Below are 12,268 nucleotides of genomic sequence, written 5' to 3' on the forward strand. Positions count from 1 at the left end.
CACCAGCCATGAGATTCACCGACGGCTACTGGCAGCTGCGACCCGGCGTCGAGATGCTTCGTCCCCGCGACATCGACTCGGTCGAGGCCGGCGACAACACCCTGACCGTCTTCGCACCCACCGCGCCGATCACGCGGCGGGGGGACACCCTGAACCGACCGGTCGTCACGGTCACGTTCGACGCCCCGGCGGACGACGTCATCGGGGTGCGCATCGAGCACCACCAGGGTCGCCGTGACCCCGGCCCGCACTTCGCCGTCAACCGGGAGCCGGGGGCGGTCAAGGTGGTCGTCCCCGAGTCCGGCCCGGCCGAGCTCACCTCCGGCGGGCTCACGGCCCGCGTCTCCACCGACGGCCCGTGGCACGTCGACTTCGTGGCCGACGGCGAGGTGCTCACCTCGTCGTCGGACCGGAGCGTCGGGATCGCGAGCACCCCGGACGGCGACTTCGTGCACGAGCAGCTCGGGCTCGGCGTCGGGGAGCACGTCTACGGCCTGGGTGAGCGGTTCGGCGCGTTCGTGAAGAACGGCCAGAGCGTCGACGTCTGGAACGAGGACGGCGGCACCGCGAGCGAGCAGGCCTACAAGAACGTGCCGTTCTACCTGACGGACCGCGGCTACGGCGTGTTCGTTGCTCACCCCGAGCGGGTCTCGTTCGAGGTGGGCTCAGAGGCCGTCAGCCGCACCCAGTTCTCGGTGCCGGGGCAGTCGCTCCAGTACTACGTGATCCACGGGCCGACCCCCGCCGAGATCCTGCGCCGGTACACGGCCCTGACGGGGCGGCCCGCCGTCGTCCCTGCGTGGTCGTACGGCCTGTGGCTCTCGACGTCGTTCACCACGAACTACTCCGAGGCCACCGTCACGAGCTTCATCGACGGCATGGCCGAGCGCGACATCCCGCTGTCGGTGTTCCACTTCGACTGCTTCTGGATGCGGCAGTTCCACTGGTGCGACTTCGTGTGGGACCCGGCGACGTTCCCCGACCCCGAGGGCATGCTGGCCCGGCTGCACGAACGCGACCTGAAGGTCTGCGTGTGGATCAACCCGTACATCGCCCAGCGCTCGCACCTGTTCCGTGAGGGCTCGGAGAAGGGCTACCTGGTCACCACGGCGGCCGGCGACGTCTGGCAGTGGGACAAGTGGCAGGCCGGGATGGCCCTGGTCGACTTCACCAACCCCGACGCCGTCGCCTGGTACCAGGACAAGCTGCGCGTGCTCCTTGGCCAGGGTGTGGACAGCTTCAAGACGGACTTCGGGGAGCGCATCCCCACGGACGTCGTCTGGCACGACGGGTCCGACCCGCAGCGCATGCACAACTACTACGCCAACCTCTACAACAAGGTCGTCTTCGAGCTGCTGGAGGAGGAGCGCGGGCGCGGCGAGGCGGTCGTCTTCGCCCGGTCCGCGACAGCGGGCACGCAGGCCTACCCCGTGCACTGGGGCGGCGACTGCGAGTCCACCTTCGTCTCCATGGCGGAGTCCCTCCGTGGCGGCCTCTCGTTGTCGCTGTCCGGGTTCGGCTACTGGAGCCATGACATCGGTGGGTTCGAGGGCACGCCCGACCCCGCGGTGTTCAAACGGTGGGCCGCGTTCGGCCTGATGTCGTCGCACTCCCGGCTCCACGGGTCCAGCTCCTACCGCGTGCCGTGGGCGTTCGACGACGAGGCGGTCGACGTCACCAGGAAGTTCACCAGGCTGAAGCTGCGGCTCATGCCGTATCTCGGCGGGCTCGGCCTCGTCGCCGCGGAGGAGGGCATGCCCGTGATGCGCCCGATGGTGCTCCAGTTCCCCGACGACCGGACGGCGGCGTCCGTCGACACCCAGTACATGCTGGGGCCGTCGCTGCTGGTCGCGCCCGTCTTCCACGAGTCACGTGCGGAGTACTACGTGCCCGCTGGGGAGTGGACCCGGCTGCCGGACGTCGGGGCGGGCCAGGCTCCGACGGTCACCGGCCCGCGCTGGGTCGCCGAGGAGCACGGCTTCGACAGCCTGCCCCTGCTCGTCCGGCCCGGCACGGTGCTGCCGGTCGGAGCGCGCGACGACCGACCGGACTACGCGTGGGCCGATGGCGTGACGTTACGCTGCACCCGTCTGCCCGAAGGGTACGACGAAGAAGTCCTGGTCCCGGGTGGCACGGGCGCGCCCGCGACGTTCCGCGTGCGGTGCGCCTCCGGCGTCGTGCAGGTGACCAGTGACGACGCTCCGGGTGAGTGGAGCGTCGAGAATGAAGGACGGACCGTTCGGGCCACGGGCCCAGGAGAGGTGACACTGTGAGTGCACGGAGTTTTCCCAGCGATTTCCTCTGGGGCTCGGCGACCGCGTCGTACCAGATCGAGGGCGGCGCGACCGAGGGTGGGCGGGGACCGTCCATCTGGGACACGTTCTCGCACACACCCGGCAAGACGCTGAACGGGGACACGGGCGACGTCGCTGACGACCACTTCCACCGGTGGCAGGAGGACGTCGAGCACATCAAGAACCTGGGCCTCGGCGCCTACCGGTTCTCCATCTCGTGGTCGCGTGTGCAGCCGGGCGGCTCCGGCGACTTCAACGCCGAGGGCATCCGGTTCTACTCCGACCTCGTGGACGGGCTGCTCGCCGCGGGCGTGAAGCCCGTGGTGACGCTCTACCACTGGGACCTCCCGCAGGAGCTGGAGGACACCGGCGGCTGGACCAACCGCGACACGGCCTACGCCTTCGCCCGCTACGCCCGGAAGATGGCCGAGGAGCTGGGGAGGCGCATCGACGTCTGGACCACCCTCAACGAGCCGTGGTGCACGGCATACCTTGGCTACGGCTCGGGCGTCCACGCGCCGGGCCGCACGGAGGCCCTTGCCTCGCTGCAGGCCGTGCACCACCTGAACCTGGCGCACGGCCTCGCGGTCCAGCAGATCCGCGAGGTGCTCGGCGACTCCGCCAAGACGTCGATCACGCTGAACCTGCACGTCTTCCGGCCGGACGACCCGTCGTCCGCAGCCGACCAGGGCGCCGTCCGCAAGGTCGACGCGCTGGCCAACCGGGCGTTCCTCGGCCCGGTGCTCGACGGCGCGTACCCCGCCGACCTGCTGGAGAACACCGCCTCGGTCACCGACTGGTCGTTCGTGCAGGACGGTGACCTGGAGATCATCAGGCAGCCGCTGGACGTGCTGGGCGTCAACTACTACTCGACGGCGCGGGTGCGCCATTTCGCGGGTGAGGGCGAGCGGCAGCAGGCCGACGGGCACAAGGACTCCGCCGGCACACCGTGGCCCGCGGCGGACGACGTCGAGTTCCTTCCCCAGCCTGGCCCGTACACCGCCATGGGCTGGAACATCGAGCCGGCCGGCCTGACGGACCTGCTGGTCTCGCTGCGCGACTCCTACCCGGACCAGCCGCTGATGGTCACGGAGAACGGCGCGGCGTTCGAGGACACCGTGGTGGTCGAGGACGGCGTGGCGCGCGTGCACGACGTGGAGCGGGTGTCCTACCTGCACGACCACGTCGAGGCCCTGGGGCTCGCCCGCGACAAGGGCGTGGACGTGCGTGGGTACTTCGCGTGGTCGCTGCTCGACAACTTCGAGTGGGCCTACGGCTACGACCGGCGGTTCGGCATCATCCGCGTCGACTACGGGACGCTGGAGCGCACCTGGAAGGACTCGGCGCACTGGTACCGCCGCCTGGCGACGACGAACACCCTCCCGCCGGTGACAGAGATCTCGCCGGCCTAGCGGGGCCTCTCTTCGCGGGTGGTCGGCAGAACGTCGCATGATCGGTAGCTCGGGCTGCCGAACACCTGACGTTCTACCGACCATCCGCGCTGCGCTCCTCGGTACCTTGTGGGGGTGAGCAGAGCAGATCAGGTGATCGGGGCGGAGCTGCGCAGCGTGCTGCGGGGGCTGCGGGACGGTGGGCGGGTGCCTGCCCTGTCAGCGGCCGCGGGGCGCGGCGGCGAGGTGGTCTGGTCCGAGGTCGCCCACGCCCCCTGGGCAGGCACGCCGACGGCGGAGCACGCCTTCCGCATCGCATCCATCACCAAGCCGATGCTCGCCGTGGCGGTCATGCGGCTCGTCGAGGAGGGCAAGGTGGCGCTGCACGACCCGATCGGCGCGCACCTGCCGGACGCTCCTGCGGCCGACGCCACGATCGCAGAGCTCCTGAGCCACACGAGCGGGCTGCCCGCCGAGCCGGCCGGAGCCTGGTGGGAACGGGCCGGCGGGTCGACCTGGGAGCAGATCGTCGCCTCCCGCCTGCCCCGGCTGGTCGCGCCCGGTATCCGGTACCACTATTCGAACGTGGGCTACGCGGTGCTCGGCCGGCTGGTCGAGGTGGCGCGTGGGCGGGCCTGGGACGAGGTGCTGCGCGACGAGCTCTGGACGCCGCTCGGGATGACTGCGACCGGACGGGTCCCGGTGGGGCCGCACGTACGGGGATATGCGGTGCACCCGGACGCCGACCTGGTGCACGACGAGCCGGTCGCCGAGTACCTGGCCATGGGCCCGGCGGGCGAGCTGTGGTCCACCCCGGCGGACCTCGTGCGATTCGGGGTGTGGCTGGCCGGCCACGACACGCTCGGTGCGGCCGGCGACGCCGTCCTGCCCGATGCCGCGCGCCGGCTCATGACGGCGCCCCGCGTGGTTGTCGACGAGCCCGGCGCCGCCTGGACCGGCACCTACGGCCTGGGCGTGCGGATCCGCAAGGACCTGGTGGACCTTCCGGGGACGGGCACGGTGCCGGTGCGCACGGTGGGCCACTCCGGTTCGGTGCCGGGCTTCACCGCGGACCTGCGGGTCGACGTCGAGACGGGCGACGCCGTGGCGGTCGTCGGCTCGAGCACCGGCGGGTTCGGGGACGGGACGGGCCTGCTCGCGGCCCTCCTGAGCGCGCGCCCCGCCGTCGTACGCGGGCCGTCCCCGGCGGGGCGGGCGAGTGCGGCCGGGGCACAGGGCGGCGCAGGCACGGGTTCGGCGTCGGGTGCAGTGCCGGGACCTGAGGAGAGTGTCGGTGCACGAGTCCTGGACGTGACCGGAACCTGGTACTGGGGGCCCGTGCCGTACACGCTGCGCGCCGAGGACGGGCGGCTCGCGCTGACCGGGGCGGCTGGCCGCCGCAGCACCGAGTTCGCGCCGGGCGCCACGTCCGGAGAGTGGGTCGGCGTCACCGCGGGCTACTGGCACGGCGAGATCCTCCGGCCCGTCGAGCGGGACGGTCGGGTCGTGGCGCTCGACGTCGGGACCTTCTGCCTCACCCGGACCCCGTACGCCCCGGACGCCGAGATCCCGGGCGGGCACGACACGGCCGGCTGGTACCCGCTCTGACCGGTCCGCTGTGACCCGATTCACTGCGCCGGCCGGCGCTCGCGGGACACGCCCAACGGCCGCGACACGCCGCTGACTCAGATCACTTTTCGAGCCGTGGGGGCCGCGTGAGGTGCCCTTTCCCAAGCCCCCGCGCGATCGGGCCGGGGGCCGCGCGGGAAGTGGCGCACGCGGCCTCCCAGGCGGTGTCAGAGGCTCGTGGCAGCATGGTCCATGAGGGTCGCGGACGGTTCCGGTGCAGTGCCCTGTTCGGCCCCAACCACAACATGTCGTAAGCGAGCGGGTGTCAGACACTAGGTGTAGTGTTTGGTTCAGCGGGAGACACCGACCCGCAAACAAAGCACACCAACGTAACTTCACGGGTGTCCTTCGAGGTCAGAGGAGGCGGACATGAGCGTCACGGTCTACAGCAAGCCGGCGTGCGTCCAGTGCGACGCGACGTACCGAGCGCTGGATCGTAAGGGTGTCGAGTACACGGTCGTCGACATCACTGAGGACGCCGAGGCGCTCGAGATGGTTCGCGGTCTCGGGTACCTCCAGGCACCGGTCGTCGTGGCCGGTGACACCCACTGGTCGGGCTTTCGCCCCGACCAGATCAGCGCGGTCGCCGCGCTTCAGGCCGCCTCGGCCTGACCTGAACTACCGCAACGTCGGCAAGGAGGTGTGACGTGGCTTCCCTCGTCTACTTCTCCAGCGTGTCGGAGTACACGCACCGGTTTGTCGGGAAGCTTGCTCTCGACGAGCTCGGGATGTCGGTGCACCGGATCCCGCTGCGCCCGGCCGACGGTTTTCTGCGCGTGGACGAGCCCTACGTCCTCATGGCCCCCACCTACGGTGGCGGCAACGAGGGCGGGGCTGTCCCACGGCAGGTGAGGAAGTTCCTCAACGACGAACACAACCGGTCGCTCATTCGCGGCGTCATCGCTGCGGGGAACACCAACTTCGGGGCTGCGTACTGCATCACCGGGGACATCATCGCTGCGAAGTGCGATGTCCCGTATCTGTACGCCTTCGAGCTCCTCGGTACAGCGGAGGACGTCACGCGCGTCCGCAACGGATTGGGACGATTTTGGCAGCAACAACTACAGAGCCTCTCCGCCTGAACGGTGAAGGGGTGAGCGAGATGCCCCTGGAGCCCCTCCAGATGGACTACCACTCGCTCAACGCCATGCTGAACCTGTACGGGTCGGACGGGAAGATCCAGTTCGAGAAGGACCGCGAGGCGGCTCGCCAGTACTTCCTGCAGCACGTGAACCCGAACACCGTCGAGTTCGAGTCGATCGAAGCGAAGCTCGAGCATCTCGTCGAGGCCAAGTACTACGACCCGACCGTGCTCGCGAAGTACTCCGGGGCGTTCGTCAAGGAGCTCTTCCAGCTCGCGTACTCGAAGGACTTCCGCTTCGAGACATTCCTCGGCGCCTTCAAGTACTACACCTCGTACACGCTCAAGACGTTCGACGGCAAGAAGTACCTGGAGCACTTCGAGGACCGTGTCGCCATGGTCGCGCTCGGCCTGGCGGACGGCGTCGAGCAGACCGCGCGGGACATCGTCGAAGAGGTCATCTCCGGGCGGTTCCAGCCGGCGACACCGACCTTCCTCAACGTCGGCAAGGCGCAGCGCGGCGAGCCCGTGTCCTGCTTCCTGCTGCGCATCGAGGACAACATGGAGTCGATCGCGCGCGGCATCAACTCCGCGCTGCAGCTCTCCAAGCGCGGCGGCGGCGTGGCGCTGCTCCTGAGCAACATCCGGGAGCACGGTGCGCCGATCAAGCACATCGAGAACCAGTCCTCCGGCGTCATCCCCGTGATGAAGCTCCTGGAGGACTCCTTCTCCTACGCGAACCAGCTCGGCGCGCGCCAGGGTGCCGGCGCGGTGTACCTGCACGCACACCACCCCGACATCATGCGGTTCCTCGACACCAAGCGGGAGAACGCGGACGAGAAGATCCGCATCAAGACGCTCTCGCTCGGTGTGGTCATCCCGGACATCACGTTCGAGCTGGCCAAGAAGAACGCGGACATGCACCTGTTCAGCCCGTACGACGTCGAGCGGGTCTACGGCAAGCCGTTCGCCGACATCTCCATCTCGGAGAAGTACGACGAGCTCGTGGCCGACGACCGCATCCGCAAGACCACGATCAGCGCGCGGGACTTCTTCCAGACGCTCGCGGAGCTCCAGTTCGAGTCCGGGTACCCGTACGTCATGTTCGAGGACACCGTGAACGCGGCGAACCCGATCAAGGGCCGCATCACGCACTCGAACCTGTGCTCCGAGATCCTGCAGGTGTCGACCCCGTCGACGTTCAAGGAGGACCTCTCCTACGACGAGATCGGGCGGGACATCTCCTGCAACCTGGGCTCGCTGAACATCGCCAAGGCGATGGACTCGCCGGACTTCGGCCGGTCGATCGACACGGCGATCCGCGCGCTGACGGCGGTGAGCGACCAGACGTCGATCGAGTCTGTGCCGTCGATCAAGCGGGCCAACGAGATGGGGCACGCCATCGGCCTCGGCCAGATGAACCTGCACGGGTACCTCGCCCGTGAACGGATCTACTACGGCTCCGACGAGGGCATCGACTTCACGAACATCTACTTCTACACCGTGGCCTACCACGCGATCGCGGCGTCCAACCGCCTGTCGATCGAGCGCAAGAAGAAGTTCGGCGGGTTCGAGGACTCGAAGTACGCCACCGGCGAGTACTTCGACAAGTACGTCGAGCAGGAGTGGAAGCCGGCCACAGAGCGCGTCGCCGCCCTCTTCGCCGACGCCGGCGTGGCGATCCCGACGCAGGACGACTGGCGTGCGCTGCGGGCCTCGGTCATGGAGCACGGCATCTACAACCAGAACCTCCAGGCGGTGCCGCCGACGGGTTCGATCAGCTACATCAACAACTCGACGTCGTCGATCCACCCGGTCGCGGCCAAGGTCGAGATCCGCAAGGAAGGCAAGCTCGGCCGGGTCTACTACCCGGCGCCGTACATGACGAACGACAACCTGGACTACTACCAGGACGCGTACGAGATCGGGTACGAGAAGATCATCGACACGTACGCCGCGGCGACGCAGCACGTGGACCAGGGCCTGAGCCTCACGTTGTTCTTCAAGGACACCGTCACCACCCGCGACGTCAACAAGGCGCAGATCTACGCGTGGCGCAAGGGCATCAAGACTCTCTACTACATCCGCCTGCGTCAGATGGCACTCGAGGGGACCGAGATCGAGGATTGCGTCTCCTGCATGCTGTGAGCAGTCCTCGCCGTGCCCGTCGTCGTCGTCCGTGAAAGAAGAAGGCCCCATGTCGCCAACCGGCAAGCTCAAGCTCATCGATCGCGTGTCAGCGATCAACTGGAACCGCCTCGAGGACGAGAAGGACCTCGAGGTCTGGGACCGCCTGGTCGGTAACTTCTGGCTGCCCGAGAAGGTGCCGGTCTCGAACGACATCCAGTCGTGGAACACCCTCTCCGAGCACGAGAAGGTCATGACCACGCGGGTGTTCGCCGGCCTGACCCTCCTGGACACCATCCAGGGCACGGTCGGAGCGGTGTCGCTGATCCCGGACGCGGTCACCCCGCACGAGGAAGCGGTGTACACCAACATCGCCTTCATGGAGAGCGTGCACGCGAAGAGCTACTCCTCGATCTTCTCCACGCTGCTGTCGACGCCGGAGATCGACGACGCCTTCGAGTGGTCCGAGAACAACGCGAACCTGCAGAAGAAGGCAGAGATCGTCCTCGACTACTACCGGGGCGACGACCCGCTGAAGCGCAAGGTCGCCTCGACGATGCTCGAGTCGTTCCTGTTCTACTCCGGCTTCTACGCGCCGATGTACTGGTCCTCGCGGGCGAAGCTGACGAACACGGCAGACCTGATCCGCCTCATCATTCGTGACGAGGCGGTGCACGGCTACTACATCGGCTACAAGTACCAGAAGGGCCTTGCGAAGCTGACGCAGGCTGAGCAGGCAGACCTCAAGGACTATACGTTCGGTCTGCTCTTCGAGCTGTACGAGAACGAAGAGGAGTACACCGACTCGCTCTATGGCGAGCTGGGGCTGACCGAGGACGTCAAGAAGTTCCTGCGGTACAACGGAAACAAGGCCCTGATGAACCTGGGCTACGAGGCGTTGTTCCCCAAGGAGGACACCGACGTCAACCCGGCGATCCTCGCGGCCCTGTCGCCGAACGCGGACGAGAACCACGACTTCTTCTCGGGGTCCGGCTCGTCGTACGTGATCGGCAAGGCCGTGGAGACCGAGGACGACGACTGGGACTTCTGAGACTCCTCAGGAGCCCGGTAGGGCTGGTAGCCCGGTAGGGCTGGTGAGAGGCCCGGAACTGCAGATCCCTGCGGTTCCGGGCCTCTTCGTGTGCCGAGTCCTCGTCAGCGCGGCGGTCACATCGGCCGGTGTCAGGACCGCGGGTCGGCTCCTTGGTACGGCCGAAAGCGGGCCGCGTGCTCCTGGGCCCACTGGGCGAAGGTGCGCCCGGGCCGACCCGTGATCTCCGGGACGGTGGGGAGCACCCGTCCCGCAGTCGCGGGTGGACTCGTCGCCAGCTGGATGCCGAACTCGACGTAGTCGTCGTCGTACCCGTACCCGCGCAGGCGGGCGCGCTCCTGCTCCGGCGTGAGCTGGACGAAGGTGAGGTCTCGGCCGGTCTCCTCCGCGAGGATGCGGATCCGTTCCCGCGGGGTGAGTGCTTCGGGGCCGGTCAGGGCATACGTCCGCCCCGCGTGCCCGCGCTCGGTGAGGGCATGGGCGGAGGCCGCCGCGATATCGGCTTCATGGATCATCGCGCTCGGATAGGTGGCGAGGGCCGACAGGGTGCCGCGGGTCGTGAGCTCGTCGGCCCACTCGAGCGTGTTGGCCATGAACTCGACCGGCTGCAGCAGGGTCCAGTCGATCCTGCTACGTCTGAGCTCGGTCTCGACGCTGGTCGCGGACCAGCCGCCGAGCACCGTCGCGCGACGTACCCCGTTCTGCTCGGCCAGGTCGATGAGGTCCGCGCCGTTGGCGAGGTCGGCGAAGTCGTCCCCGCCGAAGGTGATGAAGTGGATCGCGTCGACGCCGTCGAAGGCGGAGCCGAGCGTCTCGAGCCGAGTGAGGTCGCCGCCTACTGCCTGCACGCCGTCGGGAAAGACGGCGTTGTCCGGATCTCGGGTCAGGGCACGAACCTCGTGCCGGCCCTGGTGCAGCTCTTCGACGAGGTGTCGGCCGACCTGTCCGGTCGCTCCGGTGACCAGGATGCGCATGCTGACCGGTCCTTTCTCTTCTGGTCTGGCTTGTGGTCGGGTGGGTCAGCGGGTGCGGGGGTCTCGTAGCGAGGCCATCGCCTCCATGAGCGTGGTGTGGACGTAGGACAGCTCGGGCGTGACGAACGATTCCCAGGACTGCTCGTCCGCGCCGTCGGTGCCGCTCTCCGCGGGGTCACTCTCGGCGTCCTCCCAGGTGGTGGTGCTCGGGTTGTGCTGGTAGATCCACCACAGGTGCCCGAAGGGATCGGCGAAGCGCGCGAGCACGTCGCCCCAGAAGTTCGTCGGTTCGGTGACGATCCGCCCGCCGGCGGCAACGGCGCGCTCCAGCGTGGTGGCCGGGTCCTCGACGTAGACGCGAACGAAGGCCGGAGTGTAGGGCCAGCCGGGCTTGCGATCGGCGATGGTGAGGGTGGAGTCGCCGATCTGCAGCTCGGAGTGCAGGACGAGCCCGTCGGTGTCGGCCGTCCGGGCCTCGGGGACCTCGGTCGCCCCGAGCACGTCGACCAGGAAGCCGATCAGGCCGGGCGCGTCGTCGGTCCAGATGAAGGGATCGACGGTCGCCGACCCGGCGGGAGCAGCGGGAGCGGCGGGAGCGGCGGAGGGGGTGGGGACGGCGGAGGGTGTGGAAGCGGACATGGTTCTCCTTCGTGGTGCGCGGACTCTTCGTTCTTCGTTCGTGCTCCCACTCTTGCCTGGCTTCCGGTCACTATCTGGCCACTAGTGAAACTAGCCTGGCGACATGTCGACCAGCACCCGGGCCCTCGAGCTCCTCGGGCTCCTGCAAGGCCAGCGCCACTGGTCAGGGTCCGAGCTGGCGCGCCGGCTGAACGTCAGCCGGCGAACACTGCGCCGCGACGTCAACGGTCTGCAGCAGCTCGGCTACCCGATCGTCACCACCCGGGGGACCGGTGGTGGCTACCAGCTCAGCGCTGGGGCGTCCCTTCCGCCGTTGGTGCTCAGCGAGGACGAGGCCGCGGCCACGGTGCTCGGACTGAAGGAGATCGCCACGGGAGTCCATCCGGCCTCGGGGGAAGCCGCTGTCACCGCGATAGCGAAGATCGTCCAGGTTCTCCCGGCCCGCATCAGAGGCCGGATCGACAGCCTCCGAGCGGTCGCGCTCCCTGTGGGAGGCGCCGAGAACCGCGCTGCCATCGGCGACATCACCGCGCTCACCACGCTGGCGCTGGCCTGCCGTGACGCCGACGCGGTGGTGTTCGCCTATCGGTCGCGCACGGGGGAGCCGTCCCGACGGACGGCGCAACCGCATCGGATCGTGAACGTGGAGAACCGGCTCTACCTCGCCGCCTGGGACCTGGACCGCGCAGACTGGCGCACCTTCCGGGTCGACCGCATCACGCAGCCCTGCCGTACCGGCAACCGGTTCGCGCGGCGTCGTCTGCCCGACGACGACCCCGTGACCTACGTGCGTGCGCAGCTCGGCGACCTGCCGTCGCGCTATCGCGTGCTTGCGACCGTGCACGCACCTGCCGACCGGATCCGGGAGGAGATCGTGCACTATGGAACTGTCCGGCCCGTGGACGACGCCTCGTGCGATGTGGAGATCGCCGCCGAGTCGCTGGACTGGGCGGCCTTCTGCCTTGTTGCGATCGGCGCCCCGTTCGTCGTGCACGGACCGGTCGAGGCTGTCGACTACATGCGGGCCTGGGGGCGCCGACTCGTCGAGGCCACCTCCTGATCGACGGCGAGCCCGTCGACCG

10 protein-coding genes are annotated in these 12,268 nt (G+C 68.6%); 8 read left to right on the forward strand and 2 right to left on the reverse strand.

Translation table 11 applies throughout. The annotated features are described in order from the left end of the window. The first annotated feature begins 8 nt into the window (after positions 1-8). From yicI to nrdF, 7 genes are all read left to right on the forward strand, one after another. Positions 9-2,273 carry an alpha-xylosidase gene (gene yicI, locus APR04_RS18375; RefSeq protein WP_253872756.1) on the forward strand — a complete coding sequence of 755 codons (2,265 nt, stop codon included), beginning with the start codon at positions 9-11 and terminating at the stop codon, positions 2,271-2,273. After that, on the forward strand, positions 2,270-3,706 hold the full coding sequence (locus APR04_RS18380) for a GH1 family beta-glucosidase (RefSeq protein WP_253872759.1): 1,437 nt from the start codon (positions 2,270-2,272) through the stop codon (positions 3,704-3,706). The genes yicI and APR04_RS18380 overlap by 4 nt, the downstream gene beginning before the upstream one ends. A gap of 114 nt (positions 3,707-3,820) precedes the next feature. Next, positions 3,821-5,293 carry a serine hydrolase domain-containing protein gene (locus APR04_RS18385; RefSeq protein ID WP_253872761.1) on the forward strand — a complete coding sequence of 491 codons (1,473 nt, stop codon included), beginning with the start codon at positions 3,821-3,823 and terminating at the stop codon, positions 5,291-5,293. 390 nt (positions 5,294-5,683) lie between these two features. Continuing rightward, positions 5,684-5,926, forward strand: coding sequence for a glutaredoxin-like protein NrdH (gene nrdH / locus APR04_RS18390; RefSeq protein ID WP_253872763.1), 243 nt, complete (start codon positions 5,684-5,686; stop codon positions 5,924-5,926). 35 nt (positions 5,927-5,961) lie between these two features. Continuing rightward, entirely contained in the window at positions 5,962-6,396 is a 435-nt protein-coding gene (nrdI, locus tag APR04_RS18395) for a class Ib ribonucleoside-diphosphate reductase assembly flavoprotein NrdI (RefSeq protein ID WP_253872766.1), read from the forward strand. Positions 6,397-6,416: 20 nt separating this feature from the next. Further along, a complete protein-coding gene (gene nrdE, locus APR04_RS18400; RefSeq protein WP_253872883.1) occupies positions 6,417-8,543 on the forward strand; it encodes a class 1b ribonucleoside-diphosphate reductase subunit alpha in 2,127 nt (708 codons plus the stop codon). 49 nt (positions 8,544-8,592) lie between these two features. Further along, on the forward strand, positions 8,593-9,573 hold the full coding sequence (gene nrdF / locus APR04_RS18405; RefSeq protein WP_253872769.1) for a class 1b ribonucleoside-diphosphate reductase subunit beta: 981 nt from the start codon (positions 8,593-8,595) through the stop codon (positions 9,571-9,573). A gap of 131 nt (positions 9,574-9,704) precedes the next feature. On the opposite strand, the gene APR04_RS18410 is transcribed toward nrdF, so the two are convergent. Together APR04_RS18410 and APR04_RS18415 are read right to left on the reverse strand one after the other, a co-directional pair. After that, complete coding sequence (locus tag APR04_RS18410) at positions 9,705-10,547, reverse strand: SDR family oxidoreductase (protein ID WP_253872771.1); 843 nt, start codon at positions 10,545-10,547, stop codon at positions 9,705-9,707. A gap of 45 nt (positions 10,548-10,592) precedes the next feature. Next, on the reverse strand, positions 10,593-11,186 hold the full coding sequence (locus APR04_RS18415; protein ID WP_253872774.1) for a VOC family protein: 594 nt from the start codon (positions 11,184-11,186) through the stop codon (positions 10,593-10,595). 103 nt (positions 11,187-11,289) lie between these two features. On the opposite strand from APR04_RS18415, the gene APR04_RS18420 reads away from it, so the two are divergent. Next, on the forward strand, positions 11,290-12,246 hold the full coding sequence (locus tag APR04_RS18420; RefSeq protein WP_253872777.1) for a helix-turn-helix transcriptional regulator: 957 nt from the start codon (positions 11,290-11,292) through the stop codon (positions 12,244-12,246). The last annotated feature ends 22 nt before the right edge of the window (positions 12,247-12,268 follow it).

Source organism: Promicromonospora umidemergens (assembly GCF_024171995.1).
Taxonomy (GTDB): domain Bacteria; phylum Actinomycetota; class Actinomycetes; order Actinomycetales; family Cellulomonadaceae; genus Promicromonospora; species Promicromonospora umidemergens.

What these genes read in the sequence shown, in the direction of transcription:
- yicI (WP_253872756.1), top strand. Translation starts at nt 9, where the DNA reads ATGAGATTCACCGACGGCTACTGGCAGCTGCGACCCGGCGTCGAGATG.
- nrdH (WP_253872763.1), top strand. Translation starts at nt 5,684, where the DNA reads ATGAGCGTCACGGTCTACAGCAAGCCGGCGTGCGTCCAGTGCGACGCG.
- nrdE (WP_253872883.1), top strand. Translation starts at nt 6,417, where the DNA reads ATGCCCCTGGAGCCCCTCCAGATGGACTACCACTCGCTCAACGCCATG.
- nrdF (WP_253872769.1), top strand. Translation starts at nt 8,593, where the DNA reads ATGTCGCCAACCGGCAAGCTCAAGCTCATCGATCGCGTGTCAGCGATC.
- APR04_RS18410 (WP_253872771.1), bottom strand. Translation starts at nt 10,547, where the DNA reads ATGCGCATCCTGGTCACCGGAGCGACCGGACAGGTCGGCCGACACCTC.
- APR04_RS18415 (WP_253872774.1), bottom strand. Translation starts at nt 11,186, where the DNA reads ATGTCCGCTTCCACACCCTCCGCCGTCCCCACCCCCTCCGCCGCTCCC.
- APR04_RS18420 (WP_253872777.1), top strand. Translation starts at nt 11,290, where the DNA reads ATGTCGACCAGCACCCGGGCCCTCGAGCTCCTCGGGCTCCTGCAAGGC.